The 22,119-nt window shown below is 67.3% G+C and carries 19 protein-coding genes; 8 read left to right on the top strand and 11 right to left on the bottom strand.

The genetic code is table 11. From position 1 onward, the window contains the following. The first annotated feature begins 32 nt into the window (after positions 1-32). Both speB and LGR54_RS06355 read left to right on the top strand, forming a co-directional pair. Positions 33-1,088 carry an agmatinase gene (gene speB / locus LGR54_RS06360; RefSeq protein ID WP_230361119.1) on the top strand — a complete coding sequence of 352 codons (1,056 nt, stop codon included), beginning with the start codon at positions 33-35 and terminating at the stop codon, positions 1,086-1,088. Further along, positions 1,088-1,891: a carbon-nitrogen hydrolase family protein gene (locus tag LGR54_RS06355; RefSeq protein WP_230361118.1), complete on the top strand. Its 804-nt coding sequence runs from the start codon at positions 1,088-1,090 to the stop codon at positions 1,889-1,891. Before speB ends, LGR54_RS06355 begins: the two co-directional genes overlap by 1 nt. 377 nt (positions 1,892-2,268) lie before the next feature. Here the strand turns inward: LGR54_RS06355 and oxlT are convergent, their stop codons facing one another. Further along, on the bottom strand, positions 2,269-3,576 hold the full coding sequence (oxlT, locus tag LGR54_RS06350; protein ID WP_230361117.1) for an oxalate/formate MFS antiporter: 1,308 nt from the start codon (positions 3,574-3,576) through the stop codon (positions 2,269-2,271). Positions 3,577-4,222: 646 nt separating this feature from the next. Between oxlT and LGR54_RS06345 the strand changes: the two genes are divergently transcribed. Then, complete coding sequence (locus tag LGR54_RS06345) at positions 4,223-4,366, top strand: hypothetical protein (RefSeq protein ID WP_214009702.1); 144 nt, start codon at positions 4,223-4,225, stop codon at positions 4,364-4,366. Between the two features lie 83 nt (positions 4,367-4,449). Here LGR54_RS06345 and LGR54_RS06340 read toward each other — a convergent pair whose 3' ends face one another. Beyond that, positions 4,450-5,052, bottom strand: a complete 603-nt coding sequence (locus LGR54_RS06340; protein ID WP_370638148.1) for an exopolysaccharide biosynthesis protein — start codon at positions 5,050-5,052, stop codon at positions 4,450-4,452. 131 nt (positions 5,053-5,183) lie between these two features. Continuing rightward, the gene (locus LGR54_RS06335) at positions 5,184-5,471 is read right to left on the bottom strand and encodes an usg protein (protein WP_230361115.1); all 288 of its coding nucleotides are present in this window, start codon (positions 5,469-5,471) and stop codon (positions 5,184-5,186) included. A 316-nt stretch (positions 5,472-5,787) separates the two neighbouring features. Between LGR54_RS06335 and groES the strand changes: the two genes are divergently transcribed. Further along, positions 5,788-6,102 (top strand): co-chaperone GroES, encoded by a 315-nt coding sequence (gene groES / locus LGR54_RS06330; protein WP_230361114.1) that lies wholly within the window; start codon positions 5,788-5,790, stop codon positions 6,100-6,102. Between the two features lie 93 nt (positions 6,103-6,195). Further along, the gene (gene groL, locus LGR54_RS06325; protein WP_230361113.1) at positions 6,196-7,842 is read left to right on the top strand and encodes a chaperonin GroEL; all 1,647 of its coding nucleotides are present in this window, start codon (positions 6,196-6,198) and stop codon (positions 7,840-7,842) included. Between the two features lie 378 nt (positions 7,843-8,220). On the opposite strand, the gene LGR54_RS06320 is transcribed toward groL, so the two are convergent. The 8 genes from LGR54_RS06320 to LGR54_RS06285 all read right to left on the bottom strand — a co-directional run bounded on the left by LGR54_RS06320 (position 8,221) and on the right by LGR54_RS06285 (position 18,118). Then, positions 8,221-8,649 (bottom strand): transposase, encoded by a 429-nt coding sequence (locus tag LGR54_RS06320; protein WP_230361112.1) that lies wholly within the window; start codon positions 8,647-8,649, stop codon positions 8,221-8,223. Positions 8,650-8,805: 156 nt separating this feature from the next. Continuing rightward, the gene (locus LGR54_RS25985; protein WP_230361111.1) at positions 8,806-9,813 is read right to left on the bottom strand and encodes a DUF4268 domain-containing protein; all 1,008 of its coding nucleotides are present in this window, start codon (positions 9,811-9,813) and stop codon (positions 8,806-8,808) included. A 97-nt stretch (positions 9,814-9,910) separates the two neighbouring features. Further along, positions 9,911-11,446 carry an MFS transporter gene (locus tag LGR54_RS06310; protein WP_230361110.1) on the bottom strand — a complete coding sequence of 512 codons (1,536 nt, stop codon included), beginning with the start codon at positions 11,444-11,446 and terminating at the stop codon, positions 9,911-9,913. 138 nt (positions 11,447-11,584) lie between these two features. Beyond that, positions 11,585-12,754, bottom strand: a complete 1,170-nt coding sequence (locus tag LGR54_RS06305) for an ABC transporter permease (protein WP_230361109.1) — start codon at positions 12,752-12,754, stop codon at positions 11,585-11,587. Further along, positions 12,751-13,716: an ABC transporter ATP-binding protein gene (locus tag LGR54_RS06300; protein ID WP_230361108.1), complete on the bottom strand. Its 966-nt coding sequence runs from the start codon at positions 13,714-13,716 to the stop codon at positions 12,751-12,753. The genes LGR54_RS06305 and LGR54_RS06300 overlap by 4 nt, the downstream gene beginning before the upstream one ends. Then, positions 13,713-14,657 (bottom strand): HlyD family secretion protein, encoded by a 945-nt coding sequence (locus tag LGR54_RS06295; protein WP_230361107.1) that lies wholly within the window; start codon positions 14,655-14,657, stop codon positions 13,713-13,715. Before LGR54_RS06295 ends, LGR54_RS06300 begins: the two co-directional genes overlap by 4 nt. Next, a complete protein-coding gene (locus LGR54_RS06290; RefSeq protein ID WP_230361106.1) occupies positions 14,657-15,328 on the bottom strand; it encodes a TetR/AcrR family transcriptional regulator in 672 nt (223 codons plus the stop codon). The genes LGR54_RS06295 and LGR54_RS06290 overlap by 1 nt, the downstream gene beginning before the upstream one ends. Positions 15,329-15,907: 579 nt before the next feature. Continuing rightward, positions 15,908-18,118: an esterase-like activity of phytase family protein gene (locus LGR54_RS06285; RefSeq protein WP_230361105.1), complete on the bottom strand. Its 2,211-nt coding sequence runs from the start codon at positions 18,116-18,118 to the stop codon at positions 15,908-15,910. Positions 18,119-18,388: 270 nt separating this feature from the next. Between LGR54_RS06285 and LGR54_RS06280 the strand changes: the two genes are divergently transcribed. The 3 genes from LGR54_RS06280 (at position 18,389) to LGR54_RS06270 (ending at position 22,093) form a co-directional block, all read left to right on the top strand. After that, positions 18,389-19,561 (top strand): TRAP transporter substrate-binding protein, encoded by a 1,173-nt coding sequence (locus LGR54_RS06280; protein WP_230361104.1) that lies wholly within the window; start codon positions 18,389-18,391, stop codon positions 19,559-19,561. Between the two features lie 604 nt (positions 19,562-20,165). Next, entirely contained in the window at positions 20,166-20,765 is a 600-nt protein-coding gene (locus tag LGR54_RS06275) for a TRAP transporter small permease subunit (protein ID WP_230361103.1), read from the top strand. Next, complete coding sequence (locus LGR54_RS06270; protein WP_230361102.1) at positions 20,765-22,093, top strand: TRAP transporter large permease subunit; 1,329 nt, start codon at positions 20,765-20,767, stop codon at positions 22,091-22,093. Before LGR54_RS06275 ends, LGR54_RS06270 begins: the two co-directional genes overlap by 1 nt. Positions 22,094-22,119: the final 26 nt, after the last annotated feature.

The raw sequence follows: 22,119 nt of genomic DNA, 5'->3' as shown, positions 1-22,119 counted from the left end.
GATTGCCCGCATCCTTTGTTGATGAGGGCCCTATGTCGGACCAGGACAAGCTCGCCAAGCTGCGGGCGAAATATGCCGACGTCGCCGGTGGCGTCGTCTATGACGCCACCTTCAAGCGCGTCGCCGAACTGCAGTTCAAGGACGGCGAGAAGCGGGTCTGGCCATGGGCGGGCGCCGCCACCCTGCTCGACGCCCCCTATCGGCCGGAGGTGCAGGAGCTCGCCGATTTCGGCGGCCTCGACATGGCGCTGATCGGCGTGCCGATGGATCTCGGCGTCACCAACCGCGCCGGCGCCCGGCTCGGGCCGCGCGCCGTGCGCGCCATCGAGCGCATCGGCCCCTATGAGCACGTGCTCGGCATGGTGCCGGCCGCCGAGGTGAAGGTCGCCGACATCGGCGACGTGCCGTTCCGCTCGCGCTTCAGCCTCGACGCCTGCCACGCCGACATCGAGGCGTTCTACAAGAAGATCGTCGCGGCGGGGGTGATCCCGCTCTCGGTCGGCGGTGACCACTCGATCACCGGCTCGATCCTCAAGGCGGTCGGCGAGAAGAAGCCGGTGGGCATGCTCCACATCGACGCCCATTGCGACACCTCGGGCACCTATGAGGGCGCCAAGTTCCACCATGGCGGGCCATTCCGCAACGCGGTGCTCGACGGCGTGCTCGACCCCGAGCGCACCATCCAGATCGGCATTCGCGGCGGGGCGGAGTTCCTGTGGGAGTTCTCCTATGAGAGCGGCATGACCGTCATCCACGCCGAGGAGGTCACCGGGCTCGGCGTACCCGCCATCATCGAGAAGGCGAAGCAGGTGCTGGGCGACGGGCCGGTCTATGTCTCCTTCGACGTCGACAGCCTCGACCCGGCCTTCGCGCCCGGCACCGGCACGCCGGAGATCGGCGGCCTCACCTCGCGCGAGGCGCTGGAGATCTTCCGCGGCCTCAACGGGCTGAACGTGGTCGGCGGCGACGTGGTCGAGGTGGCGCCGCAATACGACCCGACCTCCAACACCCCGCACGCCGCCGCGCAGGTGCTGTTCGAGATCTTCTGCATGGCGGTAACGGCGCACAAGGCGCGGAAGGCAGGCTGATGCGTCTCGCCATGCTGCAGACGGCGGGGGATCGGCACGGCAACCCCGCCGCCAATCTCGACCGCCTCGGCGCCGCGGCAGCGCAGGCGGCCGCCTCCGGTGCCGACCTGCTGCTGGCGCCGGAGATGTTCCTCTCCGGCTACAATATCGGCCGCGCCGCGCTGCAGGCGCGGGCCGAGGCACCGGACGGCCCCGCCGCCCGGCATGCCGCCATCCTCGCCCGCCGGCACGGCATCGCGCTATGCTACGGCTATCCCGAGCGTGGGCCGGACGGGGCGATCTACAATGCGGCACGCCTCGTCGACCGTACCGGCGCGGTGCGGCTCACCTATCGCAAGACGCATCTCTACGGCTCGCTCGACCGCGACCTGTTCGCCCCCGGCGACGGGATCGGCGAGGTGGTCGAGATCGCCGGGCTGAAGATGGGCCTGCTGATCTGCTACGACATCGAGTTCCCGGAGGCGGCGCGGGCGCTGGCGCTCAACGGCGCCGACCTGATCCTTGTGCCGACCGCCAACATGAAGCCCTTCGTCGGGGTCTCCAATGTGGTGGTGCCGGCGCGGGCCTTCGAGAACCTGCTCTACGTCGCCTATGCCAACCGCGTCGGCCAGGAGGGCGACCTCACCTATCTCGGCATGAGCTGCGTCGGCGAGCCGAGCGGCGGGCATCTGGTGCTCGCCGGCGAGGAGGACGGGATCATCTATGCCGACCTCGACCCGGCGGCGCTGGCGGCGGCGCGGGTCACCAACGGCCATCTCGCCGACCGGCGGCCGGAGCTTTACGGAAGCCTCGCCCCCGGCTGAGCGGAGCCGCGCGGTTCCTGTCTATAACGTAGGGGGATTGGACCTTCGTCTTCATGGTCGCCTCCCCCGCCGTCTCTACGAACGTGCAGTGATGGCGGATCATCGCGCCCCCCGGGCCCGGCAAGCCCTTCCTGGATGTCTCCGGCGCCTGATCCTTGCCGATGCATCGGGGGGCGATCGTTCGTCATGATGGTCGCCTCGGCCAATCTCTGCGAGCCGGCCGAGGTGAGCCTCGATGGTATCGACCAAGCCGCCGAGACGGCCGGACGGCGCCATCTCCTCCCGCGCGCTCGCGCCGTCACTCCCAATCACTGGCGACCAAAAGAAAAAGCGCGCCGTCCGGGGGGACGACGCGCTTCATTTTTTGTCGCGAAGGCTCAGTGAGCGGGCTGGCCGCTCGCCGCCGACGGCGCTTCCACCGACACTTCATTGGCGCTCTGGGCGATGAAGCGCGCACGCAGCGGCTTCAGCACGAACAGGGCGAGAAGTGCCGCGGTGGCGTTGAGGCCGACCGCGATGGCGAACACCGCGTACCAGCCGTAGAACGACGCCACGATGCTGGCGACCGGCACCAGCAGGGCGGCGGTGCCCTTGGCGGTGTAGAGCATGCCGGCGTTGGTGGCGGCGAACTTCGAGCCGAAGGTGTCGCCGGCGGTCGCCGGGAACAGCGAGTAGATCTCGCCGAACACGCCGAAGAAGCAGGCGGTCGCCAGCACGAACACCAGCGGGTTCGAGCCGTGGAAGACCAGGATCAGCAGCATCACCGCGGCGGTGCCGAAGGCGATGAACATGGTGTTCTCACGACCGATGCGGTCCGACACATAACCGAACAACGGCCGGCCGAAGCCGTCGAAGATACGGTCGAGCGAGATCGCCAGCGTCAGAGCTGCCGCCGAGATGCCCATGATCGAGACTGGCGTGTTGGCAACGCCGAGGTCGTGGGCGATCGGGCCGATCTGCGCCGCCGCCATCAGGCCGCCCGAAGCGACCATGACGAACATGAGGTACAGCACCCAGAACACCGGCTTGGAGAGCGTCTGCGAGGGCTGGTAGTCGACCTTGCTCTGCGGCAGCGACGACAGCTTCTTCGGCGCCGCGATCTTGTTGCGCGGCGGATAGAGGAACTGCGCCAGCACGAGGACGACGATGCCCTGGCCGATGCCGAAATACAGGAACGCGCTCTCATAGCCCGAGGCGGCGATCATGTTGGCGATCGGCACCACGGTGATGGCCGCGCCGGCGCCGAAGCCGGCGGCAGTGGCGCCCGCCGCGAGGCCGCGACGATAGGGGAACCACTTCAGCGCGTTACCCACGCAGGTGCCGTAGATCGAACCGGCGCCGATGCCGCCGAAGATCGCGCCGGCATAGAGCATGGTGAGCGACGAGGCATAGGCGTTGGTGATCCACGACAAGGCGATCATGACGCCGCCGAAGGTGATCACGATGCGCGGGCCGTACTTGTCGACGAACCACGCCTCGACCGGCACCAGCCAGGTCTCGGTGAGCACGAAGATGGTGAACGCGGTCTGGATGGCCGCGCGGCCCCACTGGTGCTTGGCGTCGATCGGATCGACGAACAGGGTCCAGCCATATTGAAGATTGGCGATCATCGCCATGCACAGAACGCCGCAAGCGAGCTGGACCCAGGGCTCCCACGGGCGCGTCGCCTTAACTGTGGCCTGCATGATTTCTTTCCTCGACCTGAATGCTGAAATCCACGGCTCTTTTCCCGGCCGCTTGCGGGCCCAACACCTCTCGGCGCCGCCCGGACGATCTGTCGCACCGGATTTGAACAGCTCCCCTGAAGCCGTGCACCCCATAACCCAAGGTAATGAATTACGATTGGTTAGGTGAGGAGCTAATCCGATTGCGTCTTTCTATGACCGTACACAAAATACCACGGAGGGAATACTAGCAAAACTAAACTTTTTGATAGCCAAAAATATAAGTGTTCTAACGTGTTGTTTGATGTATATCTTATAATACGTTAGTCGATACCTTAGGGTATGCCCAGGCATATACAAGTATTACATGGCTGAGCTCTTCCGGTGCGATGACGGTTGGCGAATATCCCGGAAGACGTGACGTAGCGTTTCGTCATTAAGACGAGGTCGGGACGTGCGACAAATTCGCCTGCACGGCGAGCCGACCGTTAGGGAAAACCGGTACCTGCCGCAGAGGCGTCGCAGCCGACGTTGCGGCAGGAGTGCGCCGCCGGAATGGAACCCGAGGCCACCGAACGGCGTTCGACCTCCGCCCGCCAGATGGCGGGCGCGACGGGCGAGCCCGGCCCCCGAGTCGAGCTACCCCGTCATCCGACAAGGGGATGAGATGAGCCGTTCCGTACTCTATGCCGTCATCGCGGTGCTGGTGGTGGTCGCCGGCGTGTTCGCCTACCAGGCCTATCAGCGCGACCAGAACACGCTGCAGATCGAGGTGGGACCGAAGGGCGTGAAGGTCGATCCGCCGGGCTGAGGCGGAACAGCAGGGCTGCGGCGCGCCGGTGATCCGGCCGCCGGGCGGCCGGGCCGAATCCGGCCCGGCAGCGCCGAGGCGGTTCAGATCACCGCCAGTGCGCCCTGGTAGAGCATCCAGGTCAGCATGCCCATGACGCCGGCGCTGATCGCGGTGGCGACGATGCCGGCGCAGATGAAGGCGCCGTCACGCTCGACGAGGCCGAGGCCGAGAATGCACACGGCGATTCCCGGCGGCAGATTGCCGAAGATCGGAATCGGCAGCAGCAGCAGCAGGCCGAGCAGCAGCACCAGCCCGCCCAGCACGAGGCGGGCCGAGCCGTTGGAGAAATAGTGCAGGCGCGGTCGGGAATAGCTCTCGAAGCGCCGCACCCACGGCAATGCGCCGTTGACGATCTTCTCCAGCAGCGCGCGGGAGAAGGTGCGCCGGGCGATCCAGCCGGGCAGCCAGAGTTCGTCGCGCCCCATCATCATCTGCACGCCGACGAGGCAGAGCAGCAGGCCGCAGATCACCGGGATGCCGGGCGGCATCGGCAAGGCGTTGGGCAGGCCGAGCAGCAGGATCGACAGGCCGAAGGCGCGGTTGCGCAGCGCGTGCACCACTTCACCAACGCCGATCCGCTCTGCCGAATGGGCAGTCGCCAATGCGCTGAGCAGCTCCGACGTGCGCGGAGAACGATGATCCACGATCCCGACCAAATGCCTTCGACACCCTTGGGGTGCAAACGCGCACCCCGTCGGCGCCCTCTTAACACGCGGAAAGCGGCAATGAGAGGGCATTTTGTGCATAGGCCCGCCCGGGAGGCGCGGCCGGGTGCTCAGTTCAGGCGGAAAACCCCCTCCACCGCGCGCAGTTCCGTCGGCCGGATCAGCCGCGAATGCGCCACCGTCACGGAGTGCAGCGGCCCTTCGAGCTCCCGCTCCCAGAAGTCGAGAAAGCGTTGCAGCTCCGGGAAATGCGGGAAGAGATCGTAATGCTGCCAGAGATAGGTCTGGAGGAGAACGGGGTGGTCGGGCATGCGGTAGAGTATGTGGGCGGTGGTCAACCCGTAACCGCCCATCTGCCGGACGAAATCCGCCGAGACCGGCGCAGCATCGGATGCCATGCGGAACCTCCTTTCGCGAATATGCAAAGGAGATGATGCGCGCGCCCCGCCGGGGTCGGCAAGCGCAAAATTTGTATTTCACGTTCGATATCAATGCATTGGCAGCATATGCGACAGAGTGCTAACAGGATGGCCTTAACCGTCGCTGGCACTCTCGCCCCGGGACTGCCAGTTTTTTGCCTGCGGCCTCTTGCGCGCATAGCAGCAGGCTCCTAGATGGTCGCCGACGACACGCGGGGTAGAGGGCCATCCGGCCGTTCCGCCCGGTGTCGTTCGGCAGATTCACCGCTCGTTCAAGACTTTCTGGAGAGAACCGATGAAGTTCCGTCCCCTGCATGACCGCGTGGTGGTCAAGCGTGTCGATGCGGAAGAGAAGACCGCCGGCGGGATCATCATCCCCGACAGCGCCAAGGAAAAGCCCTCGCAGGGCGAAGTCGTCGCCGTCGGCCCCGGCGCCCGCGACGAAGCCGGCAAGCTCGTCCCGCTCGACGTCAAGGCCGGCGACCGCGTGCTGTTCGGCAAGTGGTCCGGCACCGAGGTGAAGCTCGACGGCGTCGACTACCTCATCATGAAGGAATCCGACATCCTCGGCATCGTCGAGGGCGCCGGCTCGGCCAAGAAGGCCGCGTGATCCGCCGGGAGCCCGAGTGCCCGGCGCTCCTCCGAGCGCCGCGGCCCAGGCTCCCGAACCGCGAACCAGACACGACACTCGGAGTTTCAAGACATGTCTGCCAAAGAAGTTAAGTTCTCCGGCGATGCGCGCGACAAGATGCTGCGCGGCGTCGACATCCTCGCCAATGCGGTGAAGGTCACGCTCGGCCCCAAGGGTCGTAACGTCGTCATCGAGAAGAGCTTCGGCGCTCCCCGCATCACCAAGGACGGCGTCACCGTCGCCAAGGAGATTGAGCTCGAGGACAAGTTCGAGAACATGGGCGCCCAGATGGTGCGCGAAGTGGCCTCGAAGTCCAACGACCTCGCCGGCGACGGCACCACCACCGCCACCGTGCTGGCCCAGGCGATCGTCCGCGAGGGCGCCAAGTCGGTGGCCGCCGGCATGAACCCGATGGACCTGAAGCGCGGCATCGACCTCGCGGTCGAGGCCATCGTGGCGGACCTCAAGAAGAACGCCAAGAAGGTCACCTCGAACGCCGAGATCGCCCAGGTCGGCACCATCTCCGCCAATGGCGACGCCGAGGTCGGCAAGTTCCTCGCCGAGGCGATGCAGAAGGTCGGCAACGAGGGTGTCATCACCGTCGAGGAAGCCAAGACCGCCGACACCGAGCTCGACGTCGTCGAGGGCATGCAGTTCGACCGCGGCTACCTCTCCCCCTACTTCATCACCAACGCCGAGAAGATGCGCGTGGAGTTCGAGGATCCCTACATCCTCATCCACGAGAAGAAGCTCTCGGGCCTCCAGGAGCTGCTGCCGGTTCTCGAAGCCGTCGTGCAGACCTCCAAGCCGCTGCTGATCATCGCCGAGGACATCGAGGGTGAAGCCCTTGCGACCCTCGTCGTCAACAAGCTGCGTGGCGGCCTGAAGGTCGCGGCCGTGAAGGCGCCGGGCTTCGGCGACCGTCGCAAGGCCATGCTGCAGGATATCGCCATCCTGACCGGCGGCACCGCGATCTCCGACGATCTCGGCATCAAGCTCGACACCGTGACGCTCAACATGCTCGGCCGCGCCAAGAAGGTGGTGATCGAGAAGGAGAACACCACGATCGTCGACGGTAACGGCGGCAAGAAGGACATCGAGGCCCGCGTGGCGCAGATCAAGGCGCAGATCGAGGAGACCACCTCGGACTACGACCGTGAGAAGCTGCAGGAGCGTCTGGCCAAGCTCGCGGGCGGCGTCGCGGTGATCCGCGTCGGCGGCGCCACCGAGATCGAAGTCAAGGAGAAGAAGGACCGCGTTGACGACGCGCTGCACGCGACCCGCGCGGCCGTCGAAGAAGGCGTCCTGCCGGGTGGCGGCGTCGCCCTCCTCCGCGCCATCAAGGCGCTGGAAGGCGTGAAGACCGCCAATGCCGACCAGAAGACCGGCGTCGAGATCGTCCGCAAGGCGGTGCAGTATCCGGCTCGCCAGATCGCGTCCAACGCTGGCGAGGATGGCTCGCTGATCGTCGGCCGCATCCTGGAGAAGGATAGCTACTCCTACGGCTTCAACGCCCAGACCGGCGAGTATGTCGACATGTACAAGGCCGGCGTCATCGACCCGGCGAAGGTGCTGCGCTCGGCGATCCAGAACGCCGCGTCGGTGGCCTCGCTGCTGATCACCACCGAGGCGATGATCGCCGAGGCGCCCAAGAAGGCCGGTGCGGCCCCGGCCATGCCGGGCGGCGGCATGGGCGGCATGGGCGGCATGGACTTCTGATCGACGTCCATACCGCGCCCGCGATTCGCGCGCCCAGCCGGGCAAGTCCGGCGGGGCGGCGAGCAGGGCGCGGACAGCTCGGAAATGCGGAAGGGCGCGGCGAAAGCCGCGCCCTTTTCGCTATGGCCGTCAGCTCCTGCTCCAGATCCGCTTGGGGGGCCGGACCCAATTGAGCGAATAGGAGCAGGTGGTGGCGAGCTTGTCGTATCGCGTGGCGATGCGGCGGAAGTGCTCGAGCCTGCGGCACATGCGCTCGACACGGTTGCGCTCCCTGTCGGCGCTGGCGTCACAGGCGATCGGGGCCTTCCTTCACGTTGTGGAGGGGATGACGGCCTTTGGACCCCGTTCGGCGACGCGCCTGCGCAGGTGGTCGGCATCCTAGCCTTTGTCGGCCAGCAGGCGACGGAACGGACAGGCGGCCTGGATCAGGGCCTCGGCCATGCCGACATCGTTGATGTTGCCGGCGCGGAGCCGCGGCACGCGCGGCCTGCCACGCTCGTCGACCACGCCATGGGCCCTGGTCGTGCGACCGCTGCGGAGCGGCCTATGGCTTGGGCGAAGGCTCCCTTTCGCGCCCGTCGCCAAGCGGCGCGCCTTGGCGTGGACGGCGTCGATCGCCGTCCCGTCGAAGATGCCGCCATGGCCGGTCCGGGCCTCCAACATTTTCAGCCATAGCCCTTGCCGGCTCCAGAGGTTGCGGCGCTTGTAGACCGTCGTGTCGAACCCGAACTTCGGCGGACAGTGCCGCCAGCGCGCACCGTTCTTCAGCCTATGAACGATCCCGGAGATCACCCGACGGTCGTTCACACGATGAGCCCCCCTTGCGACCGCGCGGCAGCGGAGGCTCAATGTGAACCCACTTTTCATCGCGAAGCCATTGAACCCGCGTCGCCATCCCGCGGCTCCTTCCAAGAGCCTTGGATCAGCAATCGGCATCGACGCCGGAGTTATCGAGAGCGGCCCCTAGGCTGGATCGGCGGCCGGCATATCGTCCGGCCCGGCCGTATCGTCCGGCAGGACCAGCTCCCGCACGATCGGCGCGAACGTCGCCCGGAACCGGCCGAGCATGTCCAGCATCCAGGCATGCAGGCGCGGTTGCTGGGCTTCGTCGAAGGCATCGACACCCGTCAGATACAGCGCGACCCGGCTGGCGGCCCGGTTCGGAAGCCGTTCCCACTCCAGCGGGAAGCCGATGGCCGCCTCAACCTCGGCCCGCCGCCGCTCCAGCTGTTCGAAGACCAGCTTCTGGGGATCGTTCCGCACATAAAGCTCGACGCCGATCCGCTGCCGCTTCGGCGTGATCGTCGCGCTGAGCACCAGACCGGCGCGGCCGATGGCGAAGGAGCTCCAGTGGGCGATATTGTCCGGGCGCACGCGAAACCGCGCGCCGGCGGCCCGCAGATAGGCATCGAACCCCCGCCAATAGGCCGCGCGGCTGTGGTGGCGCTCGGCGAGCATGCCGCTCGCTGCCTGCCGCGCCGCCGCGCTTACGGCGCGCGTCCAGTTGTTCGGCTTGGCGACGATATTGAGATAGGGCGCCGGCAGGCTGTCGCCGATCTTCAGCGCCTCCAGCTCCAGCGCGAAGAAGTTGAGGCGCTCGATGGTGCTGGCGTTCAGCCAGTCGATGGCGGCGCGGTGCTCCTCGCGCACGCGCTCGGCAATCCACACCACGGTCGCCGGGCCCGGCTGGCTGGCGACATAGGTGATCAGCTGGCCGAGATGCCGGTGATCGGTGCTGCCGAACTGGTTCTCGACAATGACGGGATTGCCCTCCCCGTCCTCGGCCAGCAGGTCGATGCGGAAATCGCCCGCCGCGACCTCGGTCCCCCGGAGCTCCAGATCGCCGATCTGCAACTCCTCGGACAGCAGCTCGAGATTTTCCGCCAGCCACGGCGTGAAGGTCTGCGCCTCGAAGCGCCACACATCGGTGGCCTTCAGGATTTCAAGACGTCCAAGCTGAGGGAAGGCCACGCGCGTTCCTCACCGGTTCCGATCATCGAGCGTCACCATCCTTCCATACCATTGAAGGGGCGCCCATGCGGCCCGATTGCAGCATGCCGGCCCGCCCCTACGCCGCCTCCCGGCCGGCGCCGGCCGCCGCGTCCAGCCCGGCATCGAGCGCGGGGTCGTGGACCCGGTCGAGATTGACGCCCGCCGTCTCGATGCGGAACAGCAAGGTGACCGCGGCCCCGAGCACCGAGGTCGTCGCAAGGCCATACAGCAGCCAGGTGGTGCCGATGTCGGCCAGCAGGAGCGGGAACAGGAACGCGGTCAGCACGGCGCCGACCTTGCCGAATGCCGCCGCCAGCCCCGCGCCCTTGCCGCGCAGATGGGTCGGGAACACCTCGCCCGCCAGCAGGTAGGTCTGGGCGTTCGGGCCGATATTGGTCATGAAGTTGAACAGCATGAAGCCGGCGAAGATCAGCACCGTGCGGACGGGATCCGGGTAGCCGCTCGCAAAGGAGGCGATCAGCAGCCCGGCCGCGCAGCCGATGAAGCCAGCCGCCTGCAACGGGATGCGCCCGACCCGGTCGGCCAGCACCACCGCCCCGACGATGCCGAGGATGAGCAGCAGGTCGATCAGCGCCGCCCCCTCGGCGGCCAGGATCTGGTTGGCGATGACATCGGTGAGGTCGTGCGCCTGCGTGCTCGCATGGCCGAGCGACGCCGCAAGGATGGTCGGCGTGAACAGGCCGATGCCATAGGTGCCGAGATCCTGCAGGAACCACGGCACTGAAGCGAGGATGGTGGCGCGGCGGTTGCGGGCATTGAACAATGCCGTCCACCCGGCGTCGGGGAGATGGCCACGGCGATGGCCCGGCGTGTGCGCCAGCTTTACCTGGTGCGGATAGACCGGATCACGCCGGAGCAGCTTGGTGGCCTCCCGCTCGGCCTCCTCGAAGCGGCCATGCGCGAACAGCCATGGCGCGCTCTCGGTGATGTAGAAACGGCCGATCGTGACCAGCGCGGCGGGAATAATGGCGGTGGCGTACATCCACCGCCAGGCGGAGACGTCCGGCAGATTGACCAGCACGAGATAGCCGACCGCGCTGCCGGCCAGCGCCCCGAGCGCCTGGAAGCCGAAGGCGCCCAGCACCAGCCGGCCGCGCGCGGCGCTCGGAATGCTCTCGGAAATGATCAGATGGGCGGTGGGATAGTCGCAGCCCAGCGCCACCCCGACCCCGAACAGGAACACCACCAGCCAGAAATAGCTGGGGCTCAGCGCCAGCAGGACGAGGAAGACCATGAAGATGATCATCTCGACCACGAACATGAATTTGCGGCCGAACGTGTCCGACAGCCCGCCGAGCGCCAGCGCGCCGACCAGGATTCCGGCTAGCGAGGCCGCGCCGACAAGGCCGTGCTGGGTGGCGCTCATGTCGAACTCGACGGCGATCAGCGGGATCGCCACCGCGGTCATGAACACGACCAGCCCCTCGAAGAACTTGCCGAAGGCCGCCAGCCACCAGATCCGCCATTGCATCCGGGTCATCGGGGCGTGGCCGACCGGTGTGCCGTCGGCCCAGACGGGCATCTCGTCGATGTAGTCCTGCACCCGCTTGCCGGAACCGGCTGCCTGCGGGCCGGGCACCACGCGATCCATCCTCGTCCCCACTGTCCATGTGTCCCGACCAACTAGGGCCGACAGCATGAACGCGCTGTGACGGCCGGATCGGCGAAATCCGGCGCGTGGCCAACGACATGGGATACGATCCGGGCCTTGCGCGCAACGGCCCGCATCTCAGTCCAGCGTCTGGCGGAAGCGGCGCACGGCGATGAACATCGCCACCAGCATGATGGCGCCCAGCGCCACGATGTCCTGCGCGAGGTCGGTGCCATCGGCGCCCTTCAGCATGATGCCGCGCACCATGCGCAGATAGTGGGTCAGCGGCATGGTCTCCGCCAGCCATTGCGCCCAGACCGGCATGCCGGCGAAGGGGAACATGAAGCCGGACAGGAGGATATTCGGCAGGAAGTACATGAAGGTCATCTGCACCGCCTGAAGCTGGTTCTGCGCCAGCGTCGAGAAGGTGTAGCCGATCGACAGATTGGCGACGATGAACAGCACGGTGAGCAGGGTGAGCAGGCCGGGCGAGCCGATCATCGGCACGTTGAACAACAGCCGTCCGGCGCCGACGATCAGCAGCGCCTGCCCCGCCCCCACCAGCACATAGGGCGCGATCTTGCCGAGCATCACCTCCACCGGGCGGATCGGCATGGCGAGCAACGTCTCCATGGTGCCGCGCTCGATCTCGCGGGTCACCGACAGCGCGGTGAAGATCAGCATGGTCATGGTGAGGATGGTGCCGAGCAGGCCGGGCACGATGTTGAGCTGCGTCACCGCCGCCGGGTTGTAGCGGGCATGGGTGATGATCTGGAACGCCGGCGGCGCGCTCTCCAGCCCCGAGCCCTCCGGCCCGCCCTCCACCGCGAAGCGCTCGCGCTTCACCGCAGTATCGACGAGCGCATTCAGGGCGGCGATGGCGCTGCCGGAGGCGACGGGATCGGTGGCGTCGGCGGCGACCAGCATGGACGGGCTCTCGCCGCGCCGCACCGCCCGCTCGAAGCCGGCGGGGATCTCGACGATGAACGACACCTCGCCGGCCAGCATCTGGTGATCGGCCTCGGCGGCGCTGGTCGGGTGGCTCACCACCTTGAAGTATTTGGTGTTCTCGATGGCGGCGAGGATGGAGCGGGTGAGCGCGGTGTTCTCATAGGCCAGCACCGCCGTCGGCAGATGGCGCGGCGTGGTGTTGATGGCGTAGCCGAACAGCACCAGTTGCAGCAGCGGGATCGAGATCATGGTGGCGAAGGAGACCCGGTCGCGCAGCAGCTGGAGGAACTCCTTGCGCATCATCGCGCCGACGCGGCGGAAGAGGCCTCCGACCGAGCTGCCCATGCCGCCGCTCATCGGAAATTGTCCTTCGACCGGCTCATCAGGTCGATGAACACATCCTCCAGCGTCGGCTCGTCGCGCCGCCAGACGAGGCCGGGCCGCTCGCGGAACGGCGCGATGGCGGCCTCCAGCGCGGCAGCGTCATGGCCGCCGACATGCACGCTGGAGCCGAACGGCGCCACCATGTCGATGCCCGGCAGCGCCGACAATTCGCGCGCCAGCGGGGCGGGATCGCCGCCCGACACGCTCCAGGTGAACAGGCCGGCGCCGGCCACCACCTCATCCACCGTGCCCTGCGCCAGCAATTCGCCATAGGCGATATAAGCGATCTCGTGGCAGCGCTCGGCCTCGTCCATGTAGTGGGTGGAGACCAGCACGGTGAGGCCGTCGGCGGCGAGCTCGTGGATCTGCGCCCAGAATTCGCGCCGTGCCTTGGGGTCGACGCCGGCGGTCGGCTCGTCGAGCAGCAGGAGCTGCGGCGAGGGCAGGATGCAGGCGCCGAGCGCCAGCCGCTGCTTCCAGCCGCCCGATAGCGAGCCGGCCAGCTGCTTGTCGCGCCCGGACAGGCCGAGCCGCTCTACCGCCGCCTTGGCGGCCTTCACCGGCTCCGGCACGCCATAGACGCGGGCGACGAATTCGAGGTTCTCGCGCACCGACAGATCGGCATAGAGGCTGAAGCGCTGCGTCATGTAGCCGACATGCCGGCGGATCTCGCGCGCCTGCGTCAGTATATTCAGCCCGAGGCAGGTGCCGCGCCCGGAATCCGGGGTCAGTAGGCCGCAGAGCATGCGGATCGTGGTAGTCTTGCCCGAGCCGTTGGGGCCGAGGAAGCCGTAGATCTGCCCCTTCCTCACCCGCATCGTGAGGTCGCGCACCACCACCCGGTCGCCGAACGACTTCGACAGCCCCTCGACCTCGATGGCATAGGGCACGTCCGGGAGCGATCCTTGCGGGAGCGTGTCGGCCGCCTCGCTCACGGCACGAGCTCGACGGTGATCGGCTGGCCGGGGCGCAGCTTCAGTGGGTCGTCCGGCCTAGCCTCCAGCATGAAGACCAGCTTGGAGCGCTCGTCGAGGCTGTAGATCACCGGCGGGGTGTATTCGGACGAGCTGGCGATGAAGCTCACGGTCGCCGGCACGCTGCCGGCGCAGCCATCGCAATGGACCAGCACCTTCGAGCCGAGCCGGAAGCGGGCGAGGTCGGGCTCGGGCACGAAGAAGCGCATCTTGATCAGGTCCGGCGGCAGCACGGACAGCACCGGCCGGCCGACCGGCACCAATTCGCCGGGGCGGAAATACACCGTCTCCACCGATCCGGCGGCCGGGGCCGCGAGGCTGCGGCGGTCGAGCCGGGTCTGCGCCGAGGCGAGATTGGCCTGCGCGGTGTCGATCGCCTTCTGGGCGGACGCGATCTGCATCTCGCGCGAGCCCAGACGCCCGACCTCGATCTGCTTGTTCACCTCGTCGAGCGCGGCAGTGTTCTGGTCGAAGGTGGCCTGCGCGGTATCGAGCGCCGCCTTGGAGCCGACCGCCTTGGCATAGAGATCCTTCTGGCGGTCGAGCTCGATGCGCGACAGGTCGAGCGCCGCCTTGGCGCGGCGCTGGGTCGCCTCCAGCACGGCGATCTCCTCCGGGCGCTGCGCCGCCGCCTGGAGATTGGCGAGCTCGGCGCGCGCCTGTTCGAGGCTCGCCCTGGCGGCGTCGACATCGGCCTGCTGCAGCGACGGATCGATGGTGAACAGCGGCTGGCCCGCCGTCACCCGATCGCCCTCGTCGACCTTCAGCGTGATGACGCGGCCGGCCTCGTCGGGGCCGACGAACAGAAGGTCGGCCTCGGCATAGCCCTGGTAGCGGGGCGGGCCGGAATCGGCGCAGCCGGCGAGCAGCAGCGCCAGCGGCAACAGGACGGCAAGGCGCATCATATCTCCTTCCAGCCGAGCCCGCGCAGCATCAGCTCGGCATGGGCGGCGAACATGCCGGCAAGGTCCAGGGGTTCGTGGCGGCCGAATGTTCCCTCCCAGACGGCGGCGATCAGCACCGGGGCGATGATCAGCTGCGGGAAGCGCAGCGCGGCGTCGGAGGTGATCTCGCCGCGCGCCAGCGCCCGCTCGTTGAGCGCCCGCAGGAGGTTCAGGCCGCGCGCGACCACCTCGCGGTAGTAGAAATCGGCGATGGCGGGGAAGCGCTCGCCCTCGGCCAGCATCAGACGGATGATGTGCCGGCGCGGCGAGCCGACCGCCTCGGTCTGGATGTGCTGGAACAGCAGCAGCAGGAAGTCGCGGGTCGAGCCCTCGAAGCCGGCGAATTCGCGCTCCAGCTTGCCGAGGATCGGGTCGGCGGCGTCGTGCACCAGCCCTTCGAACAGCGCGGTCTTGTCCCTGAAGTAGAGGTAGAGCGTGCCCTTGGCGATGCCGGCGCAGCGGGCGACATCCTCCATCCGCGCGCCGTTGAAGCCGTGCTCGGCGAAGACTTCCAGCGCGGCATCGAGAATGGCGCGTCGGCGCGCCTCGGCATCCGGCCGCTTCTTCGCCCGGCCGGGGGGCACGGGCGAGGATGAGGGCTTGCCATCAGCTTCCACATCGTCGGACATGGCGCGATCCACATTATGACTGACCAGTCAGTCATAACATGATCAGGGGATGACGGGAAGCCGCCTGCCCTGTCCGTTGGCGGAGAGGGCAAGGCGCCGCGCGTGGCATCGGCGGTCATCGCGGCCGGACGCCGGTTCGACAGGGCGGCACGGATCGGGAGGCGATCACGGCTCTGCGTGGCGTTCCGGGCGGGTGACGGCCTCGTCCCTCTCCCCATCCGAACTCGGCTGTTGCCGAGTTCGGATGGGGAGAGGTGGTCCGCGAAGCGGGGCGGTGAGGAGCGACGACATTGGGAAGCGAAGAAGACCCCTCACCCCACCCCTCTCCGTCAACATCGGAGGTATCCGATGTTGACCTTGCCGAAGGCCGAACTCGGCAACAGCCGAGTTCGGCGCGGGGAGAGGGAGCTGGACCGTACTCTCGGCATGCGGGCTCCGGCTCCTTTCGTCCACCCACGCAAAAACAAAGGGCGCCCTTGCGGGGCGCCCTCGCCTGTCCTGCCGAGAGTCTCGCGACGCTGGAGCCTGTTCCCATCGATCGGGCAGTTCCGCCTGATCGGCACGGGCGCCGGCGCGGCGTCAGTTGACGGCGCCGAGCGGGATGAACTGGGTCTCGCCGGAGGAGCCGTCGACGCCGTCATTGTCGGTGACGATATAGCCATTGCCGGCGGCGTCGATGGCGAAGCTCTCCACCTTGTCGAGCACATAGCCCTTGGGTGCGGCGAGCAGCGGCAGCAGGTCCTTCACCTCGCTCTTGGCGAGCACCGGGGGCTTGGCCTCGCCGCCGACCGCGACGGGGGCGACGCCCTTCAGCGAGACGAAATACAGCTTCTTCAGCTTGGCGGCCGGGCCGACCAGATTGTCGCGCTCGATCACCACCAGGCCGTCCTTGTGGGCGGTGAGCTCGGAGATGCCGACCCAGCCCTTGTCCGCCTTCTCCAGCGGATAATGGACATAGCCGAAGCTCTTGGCCGCCGGCTTGTAGGCGATCAGCTTCACGACGCCCTTGGGATCGTCCTTCCACTCGCGCTGCACGCCGACCCACACGGTCTCGTCAGCGCCGGTGCCGGTCACCGCGACGCCCTCGAAGCCGTAGCGGGTCGCCTGCCCGGCGAGCGCTTCCGGCAGGGCGATCTCCTCGGCGATGGAGCCGTCGGCATTGACCCGGATCAGCAGGTTCTGCGTCGGGTTTTCCTTCTTCTCCGGGTTGCCCTCGGAGGCGAGCCAGAAGCCGCCCTCGGGACGGATGGCGATGCCTTCGAGATCGAGGCCCTTGGCCGGCTGGCCGTCCTTGGTCACCACGGTGGCGGCGGTGATCTTGGCCGGCTTCTGGCTGGCGTCGATGGTGAGGATGCGGCCCTGCGCATAGAAGCTGTCGGTCACCGCATAGAGCTTGTCGGCATCCTTCGGATCGGCGGCGAAGCCGGACAGCGCACCCCAGGCGATCGGCAGGCCGTTCTTGTCGTCGCCGGAGACGATGGTCGGGTAGTTGGCGGCGCCGGGCGCGCGCTGATAGACGGTGACCACCGAGCCGATGCCGCCATCCTCGCGGACGTCGGTTTCGCTGGCGGTCACGAACAGGTTGCGCGCGGGAATGGCGAGCAGGCCTTCCGGACCGATGCCGCCGGGCAGAACCTGAAGCAGTTCAGGCGCTTCGGCGCCACCCTTGTCGCGATACACGAAGACGATCGACGCGCGCTCCGAGCCGGCGAAGATGAGCTTCTCGCCGCCGAAGGTCGCGACCTCCGCGCCCTCCATCTCGATGCCCTTCTTGTTGCGCTTCTCGGGATAGTGGCCCATGCGCACCGCCATGTGCTCCGGCGCGGTGCCGGATTCGAACAAGAGCTTGCCGGTCTTGTCGAAGATCGAGAAGCCGCGCGTGCCGCCCTTCCAGTCGCCTTCATTGGCGATGACGAAACGGTTGTCGTCGATCCACTGCACGGTGTCGGGCTCGCGGGGAACCGCGGTCATCTTGCCGGACAGGTCGATCACGCCGTCCTTCTTGGTGTCGATCTTGTCGAGATCGACGGTGCCGGCGGAGAAATGCGCGGTGACCTTGCCCGTGGGCAGATCGACCACGACGATGTGGTTGTTCTCCTGCAGGGTGACGACCACCTCGTTGCGGGAATTGATGTCGACATATTCCGGCTCGGGATCTTCCGGCGCGACGGCGGCGAGGCCGGTGAGGTCGACGACCTTCTTGGAGGCGTCGACGACGCGGCCGTCCTTCACCTGGAAATAGGTGAGATTGCCGGCCGGCATCTGCGGGATCACGCCGTCATTGACGTCCTCGTCGCGCTCATTCTCGATCGCGATGGCGAGGAAGCTGCCATCCGGGCTCTTGGTGACCGAATCCGGCTGGCCGCCGAGGTCGACCTTGTCCTCGACCTTGCCGGAGGCGATGTCGACCACCGCGAGGTGACCCGACGGGTTGCTCTTCGATTCGGAGGTGTTGACGCCGACATAGGCCTTGCCGCCGATCACCACCGTCGTGGTCGGCTCGCCGTCGAGCGCCACGGTGCCGGCGGGCTTGGGCGCCGCCGGATCGGTGATGTCGATGAAGCCGATGCGCTTGCCGGGGCTGTCGCTGTAGATCAGCGTGTTGCCGTCCTCGGTCACGGTGATGATCTCGGCGGCGGTCGACTTCTTGGCGTCGGCGCCGGCCGGCAGGTTGTCGACGACGTGGAACGTGGCGACGCGGTTGAAGCTCTGCGGCGCGTTCTGCGCGGAAGCCGCGCCGGCCGAGGCGAGCACGGCGAGGCAGACGCCGGCCATCAAAATCGAGCGCATGGGGGAATCCTCATCCTGACGCGGGGTCAGCCCGCTTGCGGCCTTCAAAGCGGCGGCCGATGACACGCCGATGACGACCACCGAGGAAAAGCCGGCATGAGGCCCAGGAAATGCGACTTTCGTATCATTGGGATTGATGCAAACCGCGCAATTAGTACTTGCACTTGACCTTGGGTCATCGTCTGCTGGTCACATCGGGACAGAGCGCGCCAAGCGCCGCCCGGCGGGCCGCAGGGCTCGCGGAGGAAACGCCACAGGAGGAACCGCCCCATGACCGATACGTCTGGGAAGAGCGCCGACGTGCGTGCCCACGCCGCCGCGCCTACCACTGCTGACACGCAGGCCACCGCCACTCCGTCCCGCCGTCGCTTCATCGCCACTGCCGCCGTCGCCGGCGCCGCGGCGGTCGCCAGCCCGGCGGTGCACGCGCAGGCGCCGATCAAGCTGAAATTCCAGTCGACCTGGCCCAACAAGGACATCTTCCACGAATTCGCTGGTGACTTCGTCAAGCGGGTCAACGGGATGACCGGCGGCCGGGTCGAGCTCGACCTCTTGCCCGCCGGCGCGGTGGTGCCGGCCTTCCAGATGCTGGACGCGGTCTCCGCCGGCATTCTCGACGGCGGCCACGGCGTCGCCGCCTACTGGTACGGCAAGAACAAGGCGTTCTCGCTGTTCGGCACCGCCCCCGCCTTCGGCTGGGACGCCGACGAACTGCTCGGCTGGATCCGCTATGGCGGCGGGCAGGAGCTCTATGACGACCTGGTGCAGAACACGCTGAAGCTCAACGTGGTCGGCATGCTCACCGGGCCGATGCCGAGCCAGCCGCTCGGCTGGTTCAAGCAGGAAATCTCCAGCATCGACCAGATGAAGGGCATGAAGTACCGGACGGTCGGCCTCGGCGCCGACCTGTTCAAGGAGCTCGGCGCGGCGGTGACCATCGTGCCCGGCGGCGAGATCGTGCCGGCCATCGACCGCGGCCTGCTGGAGGGGGCGGAGTTCAACAACCCCTCCTCCGACCTGGTGCTCGGCTTCCCCGACGTCGCCAAGGTCTACATGATCCAGAGCTACCACCAGGCGCTGGAATGCTTCGAGGTGCTGTTCAACAAGACCAAGTTCGACGCCATGCCGAAGGACGTTCAGGAGATCCTGCGCGCGGCGGCCGACGCCACCTCCTCCACCATGATGTGGAAGGCGCAGGACCGCTACTCGAAGGACCTCGCCGCCATCCGCGCGCGCGGCGTCAAAGTGATGCCGACGCCGAAGCCGGTGCTGGAAGCGCAGCTGAAGGCCTGGGACGTGGTGATCGCCAACCTCTCCGCCGACCCGGTGTTCAAGAAGGTGGTCGACAGCCAGAAGGCGTGGGCGAAGCGCATCGTCGGCTTCCGGCTGGAATATGAGCCGGATTCCAGAACGGCCTACGACCACTTCTTCCCCACCGCGTAGGGCGAGCGGGGGCGTCGCGGCGGTCCGCCTTGGGCGGACGTCGGGCTGGTGGAGTGACGGCGGGTCGGATGGGTGGCGGGTGACGTGCGTTGCCGCGCTTCCATCATCCGGTACGCCGTCATTGCCGGACGTGTCCCGGCCATCCACGCCGTTCCGCCCGGCGCACCCGGCCCAAGATGTGGATGCCCGGGACAAGCCCGGGCATGACGTTGGACAGGTTGGGGCCGCACCCACCTCTCTCCGTCGGGGAGAGGGCGCCCGCCAAGCGGGTCGGTGCGGAGATCCGGCAGGGAAACGGTTGAGCGCACCCGGTCGGCCGGATGCGCCGGTGCTCATCGCGGCTGGGGCTGTCTTCCTCCCTCATCCAACCGTCTTCCCCACGGGGAGAGGGCTTTGGCGGCCATCACGCCGAGATCGCCACGCCAGTCCGTCACGCATCGACACGCCGTCTTGTCATGTCTGCCCGCCCAGCCCGCGCGCCCCGTCACGCAGTGCCAGTCCGCCTCGCCGTGCCGCCCCCATCGCCGGACAGCGTCGTCACGGGAAACCTGCCAGTCCCAGTAGCGACCGCGTCCCAGCAAGCCAGCCCTCCCCGAGGCTTTCCATGCAATCCGTCCTTCTCGCCGTCGACCGGTTGAACGCCTTCATCGGCAAGGCCTTCGCCTGGTGCATCGTCCTGCTGACGCTCGCCATCAGCTACGAGGTCTTCCGCCGCTACGTGCTGCGCGATCCCACCACCTGGGCCTATGACGTCAGCCTGATGCTGTATGGTGCGCTGTTCATGATGGCCGGCGCCTACACGCTGTCGCGCAACGGCCATGTGCGGGGCGACTTCCTCTACCGCAACTGGCGGCCGGTGACGCAGGCGAAGAGCGACCTCGTCCTGTATTTCCTGTTCTACTTTCCCGGCATACTGGCGCTGATCTATTCCGGCTGGGGCTATTTCCACCTCTCCTATCTGCTCAACGAGCACTCCTCCTTCAGCCCGGACGGGCCGGTGATCTGGCCGTTCAAGGCGCTGATCCCGATCACCGGGGTGCTGATGCTGCTGCAAGGGGTGGTCGAGGTGGCGCGCTGCATCATCTGCATCCGCACCGGCGACTGGCCGCAGCGGCTGCACGATGTCGAGGAGATGGAGAAGGTCATCCTCGAGGAAGCCGCCAACCGCGCCGAGCGCGAAGGCACCACGCGGGGGGCGCTGTGATGTTTCTCTCGGAGCCCGCCCTCGGCATCTTGATGCTGGTGCTGTTCCTGATCTTCCTGATGCTCGGCTTTCCCATCGCCTTCACGCTGATGGCGCTGGGTGTCGGCTTCGGCTACTTCACCCAGGGGCCCAGCATCTTCAGCCTGTTCGTGCAGCGCACCTATTCGGTGATGGCGAACGACGTGCTGATCTCGATCCCGCTATTCCTGTTCATGGGATATGTGATCGAGCGCGCCAACATCCTCGACCGGCTGTTCCGCTCGATCCAGCTCGCCGCCGGCTGGCTGCCGGGCTCGCTGGCGGTGGCGACGCTGATCACCTGCGCGCTGTTCGCCACCGCCACCGGCATCGTCGGCGCGGTGGTGACGCTGATGGGCCTGCTCGCCTTCCCGGCCATGCTGCGCGCCGGCTACGATACCCGCATCGCGGCCGGCGTGGTGTGCGCCGGCGGCTGCCTCGGCATCCTCATCCCGCCCAGCGTGATGCTGATCCTCTACGGCGCCACCGCCGGCGTCTCGGTGGTGAAGCTCTATGCCGCCGCCTTCATACCGGGCCTCGGCCTGGCGCTGATGTACATGATCTATGTCGTCGTCCGCGCCATGATCAATCCGGCGCTGGCGCCGAAGCTGCCGGCGGCGGAGCGCAACGTGCCGGCGCTGACCGTCATCTGGGCGTTGCTGACCTCGTTTCTGCCGCTGGTGATGCTGATCACCGCCGTGCTCGGCTGCATCATCCTCGGCCTCGCCACGCCGTCGGAGGCCGCGGCGATCGGCGCGGCCGGCGCGGTGCTGCTGGCGCTGATCTACCGAACCTTCAGCCTGGCGAAGCTGAAGGACTCGGTATTTCTCACCGCCCGCGCCTCGGCGATGGTGTGCTGGCTGTTCGTCGGCTCGGCGGTGTTCTCGGCGGTGTTCGCGCTGCTGGGCGGCCAGCGGGTGGTGGAAGAGTTCATCATGTCGCTCGACCTTGGACCGATCGGCTTCCTGCTGCTCACCCAGGTCATTATCTTCGTGCTGGGCTGGCCGCTGGAATGGACGGAGATCATCGTGATCTTCCTGCCGATCTTCCTGCCGCTGCTCGACCATTTCGGCATCGACCCAATCTTCTTCGGGGTGCTGGTGGCGCTGAACCTGCAGACCTCGTTCCTGTCGCCGCCGGTCGCCATGGCGCCGTTCTATCTCAAGGGCGTGGCGCCCAAGCACGTGTCGATCGACGAGATATTCTCCGGCGTGATGCCGTTCATCGTCATCGTGGTGGTGGCGATGGCGCTGCTCTACATCTTCCCCGGCATCGCCCTGTGGCTGCCGAGCTATCTGTACGGGGGGTGAGCGGGTTGCGGAGTTCCCTCTCCCCA

Origin of the sequence: Ancylobacter sp. Lp-2 (genome assembly GCF_020523795.1) — a bacterium.
In the GTDB taxonomy this organism is placed as follows: Bacteria; Pseudomonadota; Alphaproteobacteria; order Rhizobiales; family Xanthobacteraceae; genus Ancylobacter.
The sequence above is the reverse complement of the archived record's forward strand: the minus strand, read 5'-3'. Positions and strand labels throughout refer to the sequence as shown.

Coding starts and splice junctions, on each gene's coding strand:
- speB (WP_230361119.1), top strand. CDS start 33: ATGTCGGACCAGGACAAGCTCGCCAAGCTGCGGGCGAAATATGCCGAC.
- LGR54_RS06355 (WP_230361118.1), top strand. CDS start 1,088: ATGCGTCTCGCCATGCTGCAGACGGCGGGGGATCGGCACGGCAACCCC.
- oxlT (WP_230361117.1), bottom strand. CDS start 3,576: ATGCAGGCCACAGTTAAGGCGACGCGCCCGTGGGAGCCCTGGGTCCAG.
- LGR54_RS06345 (WP_214009702.1), top strand. CDS start 4,223: ATGAGCCGTTCCGTACTCTATGCCGTCATCGCGGTGCTGGTGGTGGTC.
- LGR54_RS06335 (WP_230361115.1), bottom strand. CDS start 5,471: ATGGCATCCGATGCTGCGCCGGTCTCGGCGGATTTCGTCCGGCAGATG.
- groES (WP_230361114.1), top strand. CDS start 5,788: ATGAAGTTCCGTCCCCTGCATGACCGCGTGGTGGTCAAGCGTGTCGAT.
- groL (WP_230361113.1), top strand. CDS start 6,196: ATGTCTGCCAAAGAAGTTAAGTTCTCCGGCGATGCGCGCGACAAGATG.
- LGR54_RS06310 (WP_230361110.1), bottom strand. CDS start 11,446: ATGGATCGCGTGGTGCCCGGCCCGCAGGCAGCCGGTTCCGGCAAGCGG.
- LGR54_RS06305 (WP_230361109.1), bottom strand. CDS start 12,754: ATGAGCGGCGGCATGGGCAGCTCGGTCGGAGGCCTCTTCCGCCGCGTC.
- LGR54_RS06295 (WP_230361107.1), bottom strand. CDS start 14,657: ATGCGCCTTGCCGTCCTGTTGCCGCTGGCGCTGCTGCTCGCCGGCTGC.
- LGR54_RS06290 (WP_230361106.1), bottom strand. CDS start 15,328: ATGTCCGACGATGTGGAAGCTGATGGCAAGCCCTCATCCTCGCCCGTG.
- LGR54_RS06285 (WP_230361105.1), bottom strand. CDS start 18,118: ATGCGCTCGATTTTGATGGCCGGCGTCTGCCTCGCCGTGCTCGCCTCG.
- LGR54_RS06280 (WP_230361104.1), top strand. CDS start 18,389: ATGACCGATACGTCTGGGAAGAGCGCCGACGTGCGTGCCCACGCCGCC.
- LGR54_RS06275 (WP_230361103.1), top strand. CDS start 20,166: ATGCAATCCGTCCTTCTCGCCGTCGACCGGTTGAACGCCTTCATCGGC.
- LGR54_RS06270 (WP_230361102.1), top strand. CDS start 20,765: ATGTTTCTCTCGGAGCCCGCCCTCGGCATCTTGATGCTGGTGCTGTTC.